At 42.4% G+C, this 16,637-nt stretch carries 13 protein-coding genes and 1 tRNA gene; 8 read left to right on the forward strand and 6 right to left on the reverse strand.

Annotation, left to right across the window (positions count from 1 at the left end; genetic code table 11):
• Entirely contained in the window at positions 1-963 is a 963-nt protein-coding gene (locus tag V5804_RS02300) for an AAA family ATPase (protein ID WP_369589752.1), read from the forward strand.
• 71 nt (positions 964-1,034) lie between these two features.
• Here the strand turns inward: V5804_RS02300 and V5804_RS02305 are convergent, their stop codons facing one another.
• From V5804_RS02305 to mutL, 6 genes are all read right to left on the reverse strand, one after another.
• Positions 1,035-1,889, reverse strand: coding sequence for a hypothetical protein (locus V5804_RS02305; protein WP_369589753.1), 855 nt, complete (start codon positions 1,887-1,889; stop codon positions 1,035-1,037).
• Positions 1,890-2,119: 230 nt separating this feature from the next.
• Positions 2,120-3,580 (reverse strand): cysteine--tRNA ligase, encoded by a 1,461-nt coding sequence (gene cysS / locus V5804_RS02310; protein ID WP_369589754.1) that lies wholly within the window; start codon positions 3,578-3,580, stop codon positions 2,120-2,122.
• A gap of 33 nt (positions 3,581-3,613) precedes the next feature.
• Positions 3,614-4,741, reverse strand: a complete 1,128-nt coding sequence (locus V5804_RS02315) for an endonuclease/exonuclease/phosphatase family protein (protein WP_369589755.1) — start codon at positions 4,739-4,741, stop codon at positions 3,614-3,616.
• Positions 4,716-5,570, reverse strand: coding sequence for a rhomboid family intramembrane serine protease (locus V5804_RS02320; protein ID WP_369589756.1), 855 nt, complete (start codon positions 5,568-5,570; stop codon positions 4,716-4,718). The genes V5804_RS02315 and V5804_RS02320 overlap by 26 nt, the downstream gene beginning before the upstream one ends.
• Positions 5,571-5,769: 199 nt before the next feature.
• Positions 5,770-6,483 (reverse strand): rhomboid family intramembrane serine protease, encoded by a 714-nt coding sequence (locus V5804_RS02325; RefSeq protein WP_369589757.1) that lies wholly within the window; start codon positions 6,481-6,483, stop codon positions 5,770-5,772.
• Positions 6,484-6,513: 30 nt separating this feature from the next.
• The gene (gene mutL / locus V5804_RS02330; RefSeq protein ID WP_369589758.1) at positions 6,514-8,373 is read right to left on the reverse strand and encodes a DNA mismatch repair endonuclease MutL; all 1,860 of its coding nucleotides are present in this window, start codon (positions 8,371-8,373) and stop codon (positions 6,514-6,516) included.
• Positions 8,374-8,546: 173 nt separating this feature from the next.
• Between mutL and V5804_RS02335 the strand changes: the two genes are divergently transcribed.
• From V5804_RS02335 to clpP, 7 genes are all read left to right on the forward strand, one after another.
• The gene (locus V5804_RS02335) at positions 8,547-10,223 is read left to right on the forward strand and encodes an amidohydrolase (protein WP_369589759.1); all 1,677 of its coding nucleotides are present in this window, start codon (positions 8,547-8,549) and stop codon (positions 10,221-10,223) included.
• Positions 10,204-12,033, forward strand: a complete 1,830-nt coding sequence (locus V5804_RS02340) for a serine hydrolase domain-containing protein (RefSeq protein WP_369589760.1) — start codon at positions 10,204-10,206, stop codon at positions 12,031-12,033. The genes V5804_RS02335 and V5804_RS02340 overlap by 20 nt, the downstream gene beginning before the upstream one ends.
• Before the next feature lie 211 nt (positions 12,034-12,244).
• Complete coding sequence (locus tag V5804_RS02345; protein WP_369589761.1) at positions 12,245-12,730, forward strand: hypothetical protein; 486 nt, start codon at positions 12,245-12,247, stop codon at positions 12,728-12,730.
• A gap of 63 nt (positions 12,731-12,793) precedes the next feature.
• Entirely contained in the window at positions 12,794-13,933 is a 1,140-nt protein-coding gene (gene bshA, locus V5804_RS02350) for an N-acetyl-alpha-D-glucosaminyl L-malate synthase BshA (protein ID WP_369589762.1), read from the forward strand.
• 425 nt (positions 13,934-14,358) lie between these two features.
• Positions 14,359-14,440: transfer RNA gene (locus tag V5804_RS02355), tRNA-Leu, on the forward strand.
• Between the two features lie 70 nt (positions 14,441-14,510).
• Positions 14,511-15,857 carry a trigger factor gene (gene tig, locus V5804_RS02360; protein WP_369589763.1) on the forward strand — a complete coding sequence of 449 codons (1,347 nt, stop codon included), beginning with the start codon at positions 14,511-14,513 and terminating at the stop codon, positions 15,855-15,857.
• A 75-nt stretch (positions 15,858-15,932) separates the two neighbouring features.
• A complete protein-coding gene (clpP, locus tag V5804_RS02365; RefSeq protein ID WP_369589764.1) occupies positions 15,933-16,634 on the forward strand; it encodes an ATP-dependent Clp endopeptidase proteolytic subunit ClpP in 702 nt (233 codons plus the stop codon).
• The last annotated feature ends 3 nt before the right edge of the window (positions 16,635-16,637 follow it).

Raw genomic sequence — 16,637 nt, forward strand, 5'->3', positions numbered from 1 at the left:
ATGCATCATACTTCGGAAGTAGAAGCTGCTGATGCCTTGTTTGCATCGTACCGGGAAGTTAAAGCAGAGATTGGCAAAATTATCATTGGCCAGGATGAAGTTGTAAAATCTGTTTTGATCGCTATTTTTAGCAATGGCCATTGCCTGTTGGTTGGCGTTCCGGGGCTGGCCAAAACTTTGCTGGTGCAAACGGTGGCGCAAGTACTGGATTTAAGCTTTAACCGCATCCAATTTACGCCGGATCTGATGCCTTCTGACATTATCGGTTCTGAGATTTTAGGCGAAGACCGAAACTTTAAATTTATTAAAGGGCCGGTTTTTTCTAACATTATTTTGGCAGATGAAATTAACCGCACGCCGCCCAAAACACAAGCTGCCTTGTTGGAAGCCATGCAGGAAAAAGCAGTTACTGCCGCCGGTGTAACGCACCAGTTGGATAAACCTTTTTTTGTGTTGGCCACACAAAACCCGATTGAGCAGGAGGGGACTTATCCTTTGCCGGAAGCGCAGTTGGACCGGTTTATGTTTAATATTTCTTTAGATTATCCTTCCTGGCAGGAAGAATTGAACATTGTTAAAAATACAACGGGCAACCAAATCAACACGATTAAAAAGTTGCTGAATGCCGAACAAATACGTTACTTCCAGCAATTGGTGCGGAACATTCCGATTACAGACCATGTATTGGAATATGCGGTAAAATTAGCAGCAAAAACACGTCCGAATACCGCTTTGGCTACACCGAAAGTAAACCAGTTATTAAGCTGGGGCGCAGGGCCACGGGCATCGCAGTTTTTGGTTTTAGGGGCGAAATGCCATGCCGTTATTTCCGGAAAATATTCGCCGGATATAGAAGATGTGCAGGCCGTAGCCAAAGCCATTTTACGCCACCGCATTGTACGGAATTATCGTGCTGAAGCAGAAGGTTTATCTGCCGACCAAATTATCGAACAGTTGTTTTAAGAAGAATTTTTATATCAACAATAAAGGCCACTTAATCCAGCGGCCTTTATTGTTGATACTGTTTTTACCACCTATTTTTCAATGGGCGAAAATATCTCTACCAAAATATTCCATTTGTGGGATTTGTCCGGTTCCCAAATACGGATGTAGTTGTAGTTGTTGGTAACAGTACCTTTCTTGATTTTTGCTTTGCCATAACTGTAAGCCAAATCACCGCTAACGGCACGTCCGGAGCCGGTATTTAAGGCTTCGATTGAAATGGCTTGGTTGCCAATAAATTGCAGGATTTTGTCCTGGCCAATAAGGAGTTCAAATCCCGGGAAATAATAGCGCCCATCTAAACTTAAAAACTCTTTGTAAGCAGAAAGGGCCGAAAAACCCAGCGAAGTATTAAACAGTTTATCGGTAGTAGTAATGATAGTGCGACCGTTAAAAGGGTCTTTGCTTTGAATGCGGGGCGAAGTGGCAGCATCTTTAAAATCAACCGTTTGCTCCTGTTTCGGTTCCGGGTGTTCCATGTTGATGTTGAAAAGCAGCTTTAACTTACCTGATAAATCGGTACGCCAGATGGAAAGGTACTCGCCGAAAGTAACATCGTCTGTACCATTTTTAAGCGTGTAAGGACCGGCCGTAAAAGCAAGGTCGCCGTTGGCAGAGATACGGGCAATCTTAGGGACAGAAGTTAATTTGCCTGCTATTTTTCCGCTTTCGGCATAATACGTTTTAGCTAAAACCGGCTCTGGCTTAAACACCATTGCTTCCGGGTCTGCAACGGCCAGCATGCCATCGCGTATCCCTTTTTGGGCAGTTACACGGTTATATTCTTTTTCTGCATCCAATACTTCTTTTACCTGTGTAATTTTTTGTGCCGAAGCCAGTCCGTTAAAGCATAAAAAAGCTACAAAAGCAGTGCATATTTTTTTCATTGGTATTCTTGGTTTTGTTGTGAATTTAGAACAAGGTTTTATTTAAGTGCCCGCTTTTTCTGGCCGTTTTATCACAAGGAAAATCTGGCTGCAAGTTATTGTTTTTTATCCTGTTATAATCAATTACAATGTAAGCTTGATAAATTGAAGCAGCTAAAGTTTAACTGTATTCGCGTTGCTTTATTATCTTGAGAACAACAGTGGTTTTTGAACAATGCTTCTTTTATCACCTAAATTTTTGTCCAGCTTGTGCCTTCTTTACTGTCTTTAAGCTGATAACCAATTTCCTGCAAACCTTTCCTGATCTTATCCGAAGTGGCGTAATCCTGGTTGGTTTTTGCTTGACTACGCAGGTTGATGACAAAATCCAGCACTTTTGGCAGTTCATCGGATGCGGCAGATTCGTCCCTCAAACCCAAAACATCTATCACAAAATGCTGTAACAACTGCTGTAAAAGTTCCAAGTTTGGCTGGTCAATTTTCAATTTTTGATCGTGAACAGAATTAACCAAACGGCAAACTTCAAACAGTTCGGCTATTAAAACGGGGCTGTTAAAATCGTCGTTCATCGCCTCGTAACACCTTTGCTGCAACGGCGTTATTTCTATTTCCCCTGCGGCAGATGCTTTTAAAGTTGGTGCCAATGCAAAAGCGTTCATCAATCTTTTAAAGCCTTTTTCGGATGCATCCAACGCATCGTTTGAAAAATCCAGCGTGCTGCGGTAATGTGCCTGCAACATAAAAAAGCGCACGGTCATTGGACTAAAACCTTTGTTCAACAAAGAATGGTTGCCGCTGAACAATTCCTGCGGCAAAAAACTGTTGCCTAAAGACTTCGACATTTTTTGCCCGTTCACCGTCAGCATATTGGTATGGATCCAATAATTGGCCGGCATTTTTCCGCAAGCAGCTTCGTTTTGTGCAATTTCGTTGGTGTGATGCGTTGGTGCCAAATCCATTCCGCCACCATGGATATCAAACTGCTCGCCCAAATACTTGTTGCTCATGGCCGAACATTCCAAATGCCAACCGGGGAAACCGCTGCTCCAGGGCGAAGGCCATTTCATCAAATGTTCGGGCTTGGCTTTTATCCACAACGCAAAATCCAGCTTGCCGCGTTTTTCTTCCTGGCCGCCCAAATTGCGCGTGTTGTTCAGCATGTCTTCCAAATTGCGGTTGCTTAAAATGCCGTAATTGTGGTGCTGGTTGTATTTTTCAACATCAAAATAAACCGAACCATTTACTTCATAAGCAAAACCTTTTTCCAATACTGTTTTTACCAGTTCAATTTGTTCGATGATGTGGCCGGTTGCCGTTGGCTCGATGCTTGGCGGTTTTACATTGAAAATCTGCATCACGTCATGGAAATCAACCGAATATTTCTGCACAATTTCCATCGGCTCCAACTGCGCCAGTTTTGCTTTTTTAGAGATTTTATCTTCGCCTTCATCCGTATCGCCTTCCAAATGGCCGGCATCGGTAATATTGCGGACGTAGCGGACTTTATAGCCCAAATGCGTGAGGTATCGAAAAATAAGGTCGAAAGAAATAAACGTGCGGCAGTTGCCCAAATGCACATCGCTGTAAACGGTTGGCCCACATACATACATGCCAACCAGCGGCGGGTCAATGGCTTTAAATTCTTCTTTTTTGCGCGATAAAGTGTTGTAAATAAAAAGCTTTTGCTGCATCGGGCAAATTTAGACAAAAAGGCGGTTTATTGCCTACTTCAAACGCAAATCGGCGCGGATGCCGTAATGGTCGGAAAGCTTTTTCTTGAGCACGATGTAATTGATCACTTCAAATTTAGGCTGGGCCAGGATGTAATCAATCTGGTAATTGGGGAAATCGCCGTTGTAAGTAGCGCCAAAACCGTTCCCTTTTTCCCGGAAAGCATTGACCAACCCTTCCGACATTTTATTGAGGGCAAAAGAAGCAGGCGTATCGTTAAAATCACCGGCAATAATAAAAGGATAAGGCGAGGTAGCGGCGTGGTTTTTCACTAAGTAAACCTGTTCACTGCGTTTTAAAAAGGCTTTTTTTAGCTTGCTTAAAATGCGTTTGTACGAATGCAGGTTTGTTTCTTCGGCTTTTTTAACGCTATCAATCACCTGGTAATCTTCGGGCATAAACTGGATGGATTGCAAATGCACGGCGTAAACCCGAATAGTTTGGCTTGCTTTTTTTATATCAATAAAAATGCACTGGTTGGTGCTGTTGTTATCCGCAAGCGGAATCAAACCTTTGTTAATAATTGGGAATTTTGAAAAAGCAGCAATCCCATTGCCTTCGTAATCAATATTGTTGACGGTAAAGCGGTAGAAATAAGGCGTGTGCAAAGCTTTTTTGATCGAATCAACCATGGCAGCTTCCCCTTTTTTCCGGCTGAAAAATTCCTGGATGCAAAGTACATCGGGCTGCTCGGTTTTAATTAGTTGCAAAATTTCTTTTCGGGTTGGTTTTGAAGCATTGGCGCCAACACCTTGAAAACTATGCACATTGTAAGTCATCAGCCTTAAATAATCAGCCGATTTTTTTGGCCCGTCGGGAACAGTAGCACTAAAATTAAAACTCTTGGCAAAAATACTCCAGCCAATTAAAATACTCAGAATTGGGATGAAAATAAACCTGCTGAAACGGAGCAGCCAATATAAAGCCAAAATAATATTGGCAATTAAAAGCGGCGGATAAGCCAAACCAAAAAAAACAAGCTGCCAGCAAGTGCGCGGATCAATTAAACTGGCCAATAAGCTCAATAAAATAGAAGCGGAAGCTACAATGGTAAAAACTAAAACCACATAATCAAAAAAGTAGGTTTTCTTTTTTCTAACTGGTTTCGTCTTTACTGGCATTGAACAGGATCTCTTTTTCTTTTTTGGTGAGGCTTGCGTAGCCCGACTGCGAAATTTTGTCTAATATAGAATCTATTTCTTCTTCTTTTGGCCTGACCGTGCTGTTTTTAGCATAGTTCTTTGATACGACGTGCAGCGTTTTAGGTTTTGAAAAACGTTCGAAAGCGCGGCCGAGCGCCGTACTGCCTTGTATATGTTTGATGTAAAAGAAGCCCGCAATTGCGCCGCCGATATGCGAAATTTCGCCGCCGGCATTTGGCCCGGTAATGCTGATCAGATCAAACAAAACATAAAACAACGCGATCCATTTTAATTTTACCGAACCTAAAAACAGCAGTTGGATGGTATAATCGGGCAGTAAAGTTGCGGTTGCCACGATGATGGCCATTACCGCAGCCGAAGCACCAACGGTGGTGGATACTGTTTTTACATCGGCAAAAAGCGGGAAGACATTGTAAAACAGTACGTATAAAAATGCGCCGGCTAAGCCTCCGATAATGTACAGGTCAACCAGCTTTTTTCCGCCCAGATATTCCTGGAAAATGCCACCCATCCAGTAAAACCACAACATGTTGAACAGGATATGGAAAAACCCGCTGTGCAAAAACATATAGGTTAAAGGTGTCCAGAAACGGATCAATAATTTTGGCAGGTACGAAGGAACGGCTAAATAGTCATTGATCGTTGCCGAAATAACTGCGTTGCGCGTCGTCAGCATTTCTACCACGCCAAGCAGGCTTAAAAATACAAAAACGATCACGTTGATACCGATCAGCATATTTAACCGGTTTCCTGAACGAAACACTTGTGTACGAATTTCTTCCCACATAAAAATTATCAGTTTAAAAGATTTTCATTGAACTTGTTCAAACTTATTCCTTTGTGCTTTATACCATGCTTCTTTTACCGCCTAAAAATCAATGTACAATTTGTTTTGATTTGTTTAAGTTGATACTAACACCAATTTTTATAGGGTAAAAGAAGCATCAGCAAAAAAAATTAAACAACCTCATTGTAATAACGGTACATTAATAAAAATCGTTTGTACGATGCATCCCCCAAATTTTTAATAAAATATAACCAACAAGTGCACCGCCCAAATGGGCAAAATGCGCTACCGAATCGCCTTGGTGCTGGCTTAAACCCAAATATAATTCTACCACAATATAACCAATTACAGCGTATTTTGCTTTTACTGGAATTGGGATCAGCATAATATACAAATTGGTTTCGGCATACAAAACGCCAAACGCAACCAAAATCCCAAACAGCGCGCCCGAAGCGCCAACCATTGGTTCGGCATAAATTGCCCGGAGCCTGCCTACATCTTCCGGCGTGATGTTGTAATTCATGGCCGGGTCAAAAGTAAAGCTGCCCAAAATGCCATGCACTTCTATCGCCTGCACCAGCATTTGCAAAGCTAAAGCACCAATCCCTGTAATAAAATAATAGTTGAAAAAACGCTTCGAACCCATGTAATTTTCTATTGCCGGGCCAAACATGTACAAAGCAAACATATTGAAGAAAATGTGCGCCCAGCCACCGTGCATAAACATGTAGGTGATGATTTGCCAAACCCTAAAATGCGGCGAATTGAAGTAAAAAGCACCGAGGTGAAAAGCAAGTTCGATGCCCATACTTTGAAAAACCAAAGTGGCGATAAAGAAAATGATATTGATAATCAGCAGGTTTTTTACAACGGGCGTAAGGTTGGCTAAAGGCGATTGTCCGAATAAATTCATGGTTTTTACAGAAGCGGTACGATGCTTCTTTTATCGATCAAATTTTTGAAAAAGCTCTTCTAAAGTGTAAGTAATGATAACGGGTTTGCTGCTTAAAGAAACGTTGGGAAGCTGACAAGCAAACAGTTGATCAATCAATTGGTTCATTTCCTCCAGCGAAAAACGCGTTCCTGGTTTCACGGCTGCATTTCGCGCCAGCGTTCGCGCTAAATTATCGTGTTTGCTGAGTTTTAAAGCGGATTGGTTGTTTTTGAAACCTTCCAACAGTTTTTCCAGCATTTCGCTTTCGATGGCATTGGTCAGTTCTGCCGGAACGCCTTCTACAATGATTGTGTTTTTTCCGAATTCGCGGATGTCGAAACCTAAAGCGCGCACATCGTTGAACAAGCTTTTTAACAGCTCAAAATCCGGAGTGCTTAACGTAATGCTTTGCGGAAATAAAGTTTGCTGACTAACGCCGGTATGGTTTTCCAACTGCACCAAAAAGCGTTCGTACAAAATCCGTTCATGCGCGGCCTGCTGGTCAATCAGCATAAAACCCGATTTTATTTGCGATAAAATAAACCGGTTATGGATTTGGAACAGTTGCCGCTCGCTCGATTTTGTTAGCTGCTGGTTATCCACCGCAATTTCGCGCTGCTGCATCTCGATTTCGTGTTGCTGCGCGATTTTTCCCTGCGTTATTTCGTACAGTGTGTCCCAGTTTTGTACAAAATCCGGTTTGCGCCTTTCGGCAGAATGACGTAAAACAGAAGTGTCCGATGCTGTTTTTACCTCGTTAGAAAATGGATTGTAATCCGGGTTGAAGTTGATGCCCGGCGGAACGATTTGATCCAAAGGTTTATGACTAATCATCTGATCGAAACCGGTTTCCTGGTTAAAATCAAGCGTTGGCGTGATGTTGTACTGACCCAAAGAACGTTTTACAGCCGAACGGATAATGGCGTAAATCGCTTTTTCGTCCTGGTATTTGATCTCGGTTTTGGTTGGATGAACGTTGATGTCTATCTTGGCCGGATCAATCGTGATAAAAAGAACGTAAAGCGGAAAGCTGTCGTCCTGCAACAATTCTTCAAAAGCCGAAGAAACGGCGTGGTTTAAATAATTATCGCGGATGAAACGGTTGTTCACAAAAAAGAACTGCTCGCCGCGTGTTTTACGGGCAAATTCCGGTTTTCCTACAAAACCATCCAACTTGATGATCGAGGTATCTTCTTTTACCGGCACCAATTTCTCTTTGTAATTATTGCCGAAAAGATGAACGATGCGTTGTTTTAGCGAAGCTGAAGGCAGATGAAAAACCTCCTGCCCATCGTGATGCAGCGTAAAAAATACCTGCGGATAAGCCAACGCAACGCGTTGAAACTCATCAATAATATGCCGCATTTCTATCGAGTTTCCTTTCAAAAAATTGCGGCGGGCAGGCGTGTTGTAAAAAAGGTTTTTAATACAAACCGAAGTTCCGGCAGCGGTAGCACAAGGTTCCTGACTGGTTATGGTGGAAGCTTCGATGCAAATTTCTGTTCCCAACTCGTCTTCGTGCCGCCTCGTTTTCAACTCCACTTGCGCAATCGCGGCAATCGAAGCCATAGCCTCACCACGAAAACCCATTGTGCGAATGGCAAAAAGGTCATCGGCTTTGCGGATTTTGGAAGTGGCGTGTCGTTCAAAACACATCCGTGCATCGGTAAAACTCATGCCGCAACCATTGTCAATCACCTGGATCAACGCTTTACCAGCCTCTTTTACAATCAGTTGAATTTTATCCGCGCCGGAATCTATCGCGTTCTCCAATAGTTCTTTTACGGCCGATGCCGGTCGTTGTACCACTTCACCTGCGGCAATTTGGTTGGCAACGGCATCAGGCAAAAGATGGATAATATCAGACATTAATCTTCCTCAATTCTATTTCGATGCTAAATTAAAAAATTGATCGCATAACTTCGCAGTTTTACCGGGCCGATGTAGCTTTGCGAAATTTAAAATGATGGTTTACTGATAATATTTTTGCAGCTTCGGATGAAAGAACGACAATTTGAACTAAACAACATGATAAAATTTTGATGGCCACTTCTGCAAAACCTTTCACCAAATTTATAGGCATAAAAACAGTATGGTGCCTGATGCTTCTTTTATCGGTGTTTTCTTGCAATCAGAAAAAAGAAAACAATGCCGACCTGCTGGTTAAAAATGCGCGGGTTTACACCATTGATAACCGTTTTGCCATTGCCGAAGCTTTTGCGGTGCGGGACGGAAAAATCCTGGAAGTTGGAAAAACGGCCGACCTCGAAAAAAAATATACCGCAAAAGAAGTAGTTGATGCACATGGCAAAGCAGTTTTTCCGGGTTTTATTGATGCACATACGCATTTTTACGAATATGGAATGGGTTTGCAAACCGTCAATTTAAAAGATTTGCCAAGCTGGAATGTGGCGGTTGATTCGGTGAAAAGTTATGCGAAAAACAATACCGAAGGCTGGATCATCGGCAACGGCTGGGACCAAAACCGTTGGAAAACTAAGCAATTTCCAAACAAGCTGAAGCTGGACAGTTTGTTTCCCGAAAGGCCGGTTGTGCTAACGCGGGTTGACGGACACGCGGCCATCGCAAACCAGGCGGCGTTGAACATTGCAGGCATCAAACCAAACCAAAAGGTTGCTGGCGGGGCAATTGAAACGATAAAAGGCAAACTGACCGGGATTTTGCTGGACAATGCAGTAGATCTGGTTGCGCATAAAATCCCGGAACCAACCGAAGAACAATCGCAAAACGCGTTGTTGCAGGCGCAGCGAAATTGTTTTGCCGTGGGTTTAACTACGGTTGATGATTGCGGGCTGGATTTTCCTTTGGTGAACACCATCCGCCAATTGCAAAACCGCGGCGATTTAAAGATGCGGCTATTCGTGATGCTGTCCGATAATCCAAGAAATTTAGATGCGTTGTTTCGGAATGGTGCCATCAAAACGCCACGTTTAAACGTCAGTTCGGTCAAGGTTTATGCGGATGGTGCTTTGGGTTCCAGAGGTGCTTGTTTGCTAAAACCGTATTCCGATCAGCCCAAATGGAACGGGTTTTTGCGTAGTCCGCAAAAGCATTTTCAGGAAATAGCAGAACTTTTAGAAAAAAAAGGTTTCCAAATGTGTACCCATGCTATCGGCGATTCGGCCAACCGTGTGATGCTGAAGATTTATGCTTCGGTTTTAAAAGGAAAAAACGATCGCCGCTGGCGGATTGAGCACAGCCAGATCATTGATCCGGCGGATTTTAAGTATTTTGGCGAGAACAACATCGTTCCATCTGTCCAGCCCACACACGCCACTTCAGACATGAGCTGGGCCGTCCAGCGTTTAGGAAAAACACGGCTAAAAACAGCATACGCTTACCAGCAATTGTTGCAGCAAAACGGCTGGCTGCCGTTGGGAACTGATTTTCCGGTTGAAAACATCAGTCCGTTTTACACCTTTTATGCTGCTGTGGAACGAAAAGATTTAAAAGGGTTGCCCGAAGGTGGTTTTCAAAAAGAAAATGCGTTAACACGCCAACAAGCGATTAAAGGAATGACAATTTGGGCGGCAAAAGCCAACTTCCAGGAACATGAAAAAGGAAGTTTGGAGCCGGGCAAGTTTGCCGATTTTGTGATTCTGGACGAAGATTTAATGACAGTAAAAGGCAGCGAACTGCCAAAAGTGAAAGTACTTCAAACTTATATCAACGGAGAAAATGTATATAAAAAGCCTTAACCGAAAGTGTTTAGCCGGGATTTTTTGGGTGATGATTGCGCTGAGTTCGGCGTGTGCGCAAGACCAGCACCAGCAAAACCAGCAATTTTTAGCTGCTAAAAGAAGCATTGAAACTTCCACCGTTTTGCTGAACAACCCAAATCAGTTGGTGCCGATAAAAAACCTGGACCAGCAAAAGTTTGCCAGCGTACATTTTGGTTTTGAAAACGCTTCTGTTTTTGATAGTTTGCTAAATAAATATACCAAAGTCCAGTCTTTCAATTCGGCCAATTACGATGCGGACAAAACGTTGAACAACTTGTTGTTTGATTTGAAGTTTTTTCAAACCGTCATTGTTCCATTAAATAGAACTGATTTGAGCAACCCGGCTTTGATTCCTTTTTTAACCAACTTGGATCAGCATAAAAACCTGATCGTGGTTTGTTTTGGCACGCCAATTTTGCCCACCCAATTTGATGTGCTAAAAGGAGCATTGGTTTGGTCGGCTTTCAATTCGCCTGTTGCCGCAAATTTTACCGCACAATTGATTTTTGGCGGCGTGGCATCAAACCAAAAACTAACAGGAGACGTTTCGGCGAAGTATAAAAAAGGAGCAGGGTTTACGACCACGCAAACCCGTTTGGCTTATTCTGTCCCGGAGGAAGCTGGCATCAACGCAAATAATTTAAATAGCGCAATTGATGCCATTGTTGCCGAAGCGATTAGGGCACAGGCAACACCAGGCGCGGTGGTTTTGGTGGCCCGGAACGGAAAAGTGATTTTTAACAAAGCTTACGGCAGCCATAATTACAACGATACTTTAAAGGACAAAATCACGGATATTTTTGACCTGGCATCGGTAACCAAAGTTTCGGCCACCACAATGGAAACGATGCGTTTGTACGATCAGGGAAAGCTGAATTTGGATTCTACCGCCGGCACTTATCTGGCTTCCACCCGAAACACCAACAAAGATGATTTGAAAGTCCGTGAGTTTTTAACGCACCAAACAGGCATGGTTCCGGATATCATCACTTGGGAAAAACTAAAAGCGATAGACCGAAGCACAGATTCTTCCGCCACTTTTCCAACCAAAGTTGCCGATCATTTTTACCTCAAAAAAGATTATTTTAAAAATGTGATCTGGCCGGATATGTTGAAATCGCCCATCAAAACACGCGGCAGATATGTGTACAGCGATTTGAGCATGTATTTTATGAAAGAAATTGTAGAAACCATTTCCGGAACGCCGCTTAATGTTTCTGTGCAGCAAAATTTCTATTCGCCGCTGGGCATGCAAACCGCCGGTTTTCTTCCGTTGAACCGTTTTTCAAAAAATCAAATTGTGCCTACCGAAAACGACATCGGTTTCCGGCACCAGTTGTTGATTGGTTATGTGCATGATCAGGGCGCAGGTTTGCTGGGCGGCGTTTCCGGTCATGCCGGTTTGTTTGCCAGCGCCAATGATTTGGCCATTTTGTACCAGATGCTTTTGAACCGCGGAACTTATGGCGGCACGCAGTATTTTAAGCCGGAAACGGTTGATCTTTTTACTTCCAAACAATCGGACGTAAGCCGCCGTGGTTTAGGTTTTGACCGTTGGGACCCGAACCGCGATACCAAATATCCTTCGGTTCTGGCTTCCGATCAAACTTATGGCCACACCGGTTATACGGGCACTTGTTTTTGGGTTGACCCGAAATATAACCTGGTTTATATCTTTCTTTCCAACCGCGTCAATCCAAAAGTTACCGAAAAATTATCCTCATTGGGCATCCGCAGAAGGGTACAGGATGCTGTTTACGAAGCGATACAAAAAGGCGTGCAATAACAAAAAGGCTGTTTAGATTTTATCCGGTTTATTTGCCATGCTTCTTTTACCACCTAAAAATCATTGTCTTTTTGTGGTTTTTTACCGATAAAAAACCCAATACAAAATTTATGGGCATAAAAGAAGCATGGTAGTTTTTCATAATATAAATTTAAACAAGCTCTAAAAGGCATGGTTTTTGTAATTGAGACGAAAAAAATTAATCTTATCTATGAAAAAAATTATTTTAGTATTAGTAATTGCCGTATTAGGTTTTAGTACGCAGGCTTTTTGTCAAACAGACACCCTTAAATTGAGTAAGCAATATGCAGATGTAACCAAGGATATTGCTGATTTGCAGGTTAAGTTGCAGGATGCACAAAGCAAGCTGCCAACCGAGCAGGCAAAAGCACAAAGTGCCACCCAGGATGCGCAACAAGCCGCACAGCAAAGCAGCAGCCAGGCGCAAAGTGCCACCGATGCAGATTATAGCAAAACCAGGAAAGCACAAAAGGCAGCCAGGCGTGCAGCAAACAAATCAGCAGATGCAAAAGACGAAAATTCTGATGTAAAGGATTTAAACAATAAGGTTAAGGACCTGAATAAAGAGATCGCTAAAAAGCAAAAAAAGCAACAGGAACTGCAAACCAAACTTACTGCTGCACGGTCGGCATCAGGCCAGGCTGCCCAAAGTACAAGTACCACAACTACGCCTTAATTATTACATAAAGATCAGATTCTGCAATTTATAAACATATAGATTTGTGTATAAATCAGATTAATGAAAATAGGTATTGTATGCTATCCAACGTTCGGTGGCAGCGGTGTTGTTGCCACCGAATTAGGAAAAGCTTTAGCAGATCATGGCCATCAGGTACATTTTATAACCTATAACCAGCCGGCACGGTTAGATTTTTTTTCCGAGAACCTTTTTTACCACGAAGTTGCCGTTTCCAAATACCCTTTGTTTGATTACGCACCTTACGAAATTGCTTTGACCAGCAAAATTGTTGACGTGGCGCGTTTTGAAAAGCTGGATTTGCTGCATGTACATTATGCCATTCCGCATGCTTCGGCTGCTTACCTGGCCAAGCAAATCCTCAAAACTTACGGCATCCACATTCCCTTTGTAACTACTTTGCACGGCACGGATATTACGCTGGTTGGCAAAGACCGTACGTTTAAACCGGTTGTTACTTTTTCGATCAACATGTCCGACGGGGTTACCGCAGTTTCGCATCACCTAAAGCAAGACACGCTCGATTTTTTTGATATCGAAAATGAAATCCGTGTCATCCCGAATTTTATTGATTTAAAACGTTTCAGCAAAAAAGCCAAAGACCATTTTAAAAAAGCCATTGCGCCTTCGGGCGAAAAAATATTGGTGCATACTTCTAACTTCCGTAAAGTAAAACGGACAGAAGACGTGATCAAGCTGTTTGCAATCGTAAACAAAAAATTGCCTTCCAAATTATTGATGGTTGGCGACGGGCCGGAACGTTCGATGTGCGAACAGCTTTGCCGCGATTTAAACGTGTGCGATAATGTGCGTTTTTTGGGCAAGCAGGATGCCGTGGAAGAAATTTTATCCGTTGCCGATCTTTTCCTAATGCCGTCCGAATCCGAAAGTTTTGGTTTGGCTGCGCTGGAAGCGATGGCCTGCAAAGTGCCAGTGGTAAGTTCAAATACCGGCGGCATCCCCGAATTAAACGTAGAAGGCGTAACCGGGTTTTTGACAGCTGTTGGCGATGTGGAAGCTTTGGCCGAACGGTGTATTTATATTTTGGAAGACGAGGAACGCTTAAAACAATTTAAAGAGAACGCTTTGGAACGCGCCAAAGAGTTTGACCTGAGCCTGATCTTGCCTTTGTATGAAGACTATTACCGCGAAGTCATCGAACGCTCAAAAGTAACAGCCTGATTTTTAGGTGGTAAAAGAAGCATGGTTGTCATCTCGGTCGTGTTGTCATCGTGATCGTTTTGTCATCCCGATCGCAGGGAGAGATCTTCTTCAAACCCAAAGCCTAATTTTTAGGTGGTAAAAGAAGTATTGATCGTTGAAATAAGATTTCTCCATTCCGTCGAAATAACAAAGCCACCAACTTTTGCCCGATAAAAGAAGCATCAGTTAATTTGGCGTTTTGAAATAAGATTTCTCCCTGCGGTCGAAATGATAAAGTTGTTTTGCCAATCCTGGTTTTGTTAAAACATATTTGATTACAACAACAGCAATGCTTCTTTTACCACCTAAAAATTGGTATCGCTAATTTAAACCAAAAGTAAATCAACCTAACATTTTGTAATTTGTATTTTTAAGTTACTTTTGCAAAAAATAATTCTATAAAAGCGGAAGTGGCGTAATTGGTAGCCGCACCAGACTTAGGATCTGGCGCCGCGAGGCGTGGGGGTTCGAGTCCCTTCTTCCGCACAAGGTTTCCTCCGTCGTTTTAAAACATGACGGAGGAATTTTTTTATCACGTAAAAACAGTTAAAAAACAATGAATATCACCCAGGAAAAAATAGATGATCTAAACGCTGTTTTAACCATCAAAATCAATCAGGAAGATTATCAGGCGCGCGTTGAAAAAGCGATCAAAGACCAGGCAAAAAAAGCAAAGCTGCCGGGTTTTCGCCCGGGCATGGTTCCGGCGGCACACATCAAAAAAATGTATGGCAAAAGTATTTTGGTTGACGAAATCAACCATCTGCTTTCCGATTCTTTAAATAATTACATCACCGAAAACCAATTGGAAGTGTTGGGCCAGCCCTTGCCAAAAGCGGACGACGACAAGCAATTCAACTGGGATTTTACCGAAGATTACGAGTTTAACTACGAAATGGGCTTGGCGCCCGAATTTTCTTTAGATTTTTCTGCTGCCGATCACGTTCCGCATTATGTCATTAAAATTGATGACGAAACGCTGCAATCGCGCATTAAAAATATCCGCAGAAGCTATGGAAAGATGACAAACCCTGACGTATCGGCAGATGATGATGTGTTGTATTCCGAATTGAAGCAGCTTTCGCCGGATGGTTCTGTTTTTGAAGGTGGCATAACCAATACGGCTTCGGTTCGTTTAGACCAGATTATGGACGAAGCAGTAAAAAGTTCTTTGCTTGGCCTGAAAAAAGGCGATGTGGTAACGATAGACCTAAACAAAGCATTTGGAAACGATACAGCGAAAATTGCCGGTTTGTTGAAAATTGACGAAGAAACAGCAGCGGATTTAAAATCAAACTTTCAATTAACGGTAAAAAATGTAAACCGTTTGGAAGAATCTGATTTAAACCAGGAGTTTTTTGATAAAGTTTTCGGGCCGAATGTGGTTCATTCCGAAGAAGATTTCAGGACAAAAATCACCGAAGAACTGGAAGCGATGATGCAGCAGGACGCAGAACGCAAACTGCAAGACGATTTGTATCAATACGTTACACAAAAAGTAAACTTCGAGCTGCCGAATGAGTTTTTGAAAAGATGGCTGAAAGCAACCAACGAAAAATTGAGCGACCAGGAACTGGAAGAAGGCTACAACGATTTTGCCAAAAACCTGAAATGGACGCTGATCGAAAACAAGATTGTTAAAGACCACCACATCGAAATTAAATACGAAGATGTGTTCCAGACCGCAAAGCAACGCTTGGATGCACAGTTTAAAATGTACAGCCAGCAAGCTTTGGACGAAGAGCAGTTAGGCCAATACACCGTACAATTTTTACAAAACAAAGACAACGCCAACAAGATTTTTGAAGAAGTAAAAGCACTGAAAGTTTTTGATTACCTAAAAACAGTTGTTACTTTAGATAAAAAAGAAATAGATAATAATCAGTTTAAAAAACTGGAATAATCTTTAACAAATATTAAAGTTAATGGTTATCCGGTTTTATAAGCAATTGGATAACCATTGTTTTTTTATAGAGATATGCAAATAGATAAAAATGAGTTCAGAAAGTATGCCGTTAAACACCACCGTTTAAATGGCATTTATGTAGATAAATTTATAGCAGGCGTAGAAAAAGCCAATCTGCCAACTGCGATGACGCCATATATTATTGAGGAACGCCAGCTAAACGTAGCCCAAATGGACGTGTTTTCGCGTTTGATGATGGACCGGATCATCTTTTTAGGCGATGCGGTAATGGATCAAAATGCCAACATCATCCAGGCGCAATTGCTTTTCCTGCAATCTACCGATGCAAAAAGGGATATCCAGATTTACATTAATTCCCCTGGCGGATCCGTTTATGCAGGTTTAGGTATTTATGATACCATGCAATTTATTTCCAACGATGTGGCCACCATTTGTACCGGTATGGCTGCTTCCATGGCTGCCGTTTTGCTTTGCGCTGGTACTAATGGCAAACGTGCCGTGTTGCCGCATTCTCGTGTCATGATCCACCAGCCATCCGGTGGCGCACAAGGTGTTGCTTCGGATATGGAAATCAACCTGCGTGAAATGTTGAAACTAAAAAAAGAATTATACGATATAATTGCTAAACACTCCGGGCAATCGTATGACTGGGTAGAAAAATCATCAGACCGTGATTACTGGATGTCATCAGACGAAGCCAAAGAATTTGGAATGGTTGATGAAATATTGCGTAGTAATAAAGCCGATAAATAACTC

Source organism: Mucilaginibacter sp., assembly GCF_041088075.1.
Classification (GTDB): Bacteria; Bacteroidota; Bacteroidia; order Sphingobacteriales; family Sphingobacteriaceae; genus Mucilaginibacter_A.

Coding starts and splice junctions, on each gene's coding strand:
- V5804_RS02300 (WP_369589752.1), top strand. CDS start 1: ATGCATCATACTTCGGAAGTAGAAGCTGCTGATGCCTTGTTTGCATCG.
- V5804_RS02305 (WP_369589753.1), bottom strand. CDS start 1,889: ATGAAAAAAATATGCACTGCTTTTGTAGCTTTTTTATGCTTTAACGGA.
- cysS (WP_369589754.1), bottom strand. CDS start 3,580: ATGCAGCAAAAGCTTTTTATTTACAACACTTTATCGCGCAAAAAAGAA.
- V5804_RS02315 (WP_369589755.1), bottom strand. CDS start 4,741: ATGCCAGTAAAGACGAAACCAGTTAGAAAAAAGAAAACCTACTTTTTT.
- V5804_RS02320 (WP_369589756.1), bottom strand. CDS start 5,570: ATGTGGGAAGAAATTCGTACACAAGTGTTTCGTTCAGGAAACCGGTTA.
- V5804_RS02325 (WP_369589757.1), bottom strand. CDS start 6,483: ATGAATTTATTCGGACAATCGCCTTTAGCCAACCTTACGCCCGTTGTA.
- mutL (WP_369589758.1), bottom strand. CDS start 8,373: ATGTCTGATATTATCCATCTTTTGCCTGATGCCGTTGCCAACCAAATT.
- V5804_RS02335 (WP_369589759.1), top strand. CDS start 8,547: ATGGCCACTTCTGCAAAACCTTTCACCAAATTTATAGGCATAAAAACA.
- V5804_RS02340 (WP_369589760.1), top strand. CDS start 10,204: ATGTATATAAAAAGCCTTAACCGAAAGTGTTTAGCCGGGATTTTTTGG.
- V5804_RS02345 (WP_369589761.1), top strand. CDS start 12,245: ATGAAAAAAATTATTTTAGTATTAGTAATTGCCGTATTAGGTTTTAGT.
- bshA (WP_369589762.1), top strand. CDS start 12,794: ATGAAAATAGGTATTGTATGCTATCCAACGTTCGGTGGCAGCGGTGTT.
- tig (WP_369589763.1), top strand. CDS start 14,511: ATGAATATCACCCAGGAAAAAATAGATGATCTAAACGCTGTTTTAACC.
- clpP (WP_369589764.1), top strand. CDS start 15,933: ATGCAAATAGATAAAAATGAGTTCAGAAAGTATGCCGTTAAACACCAC.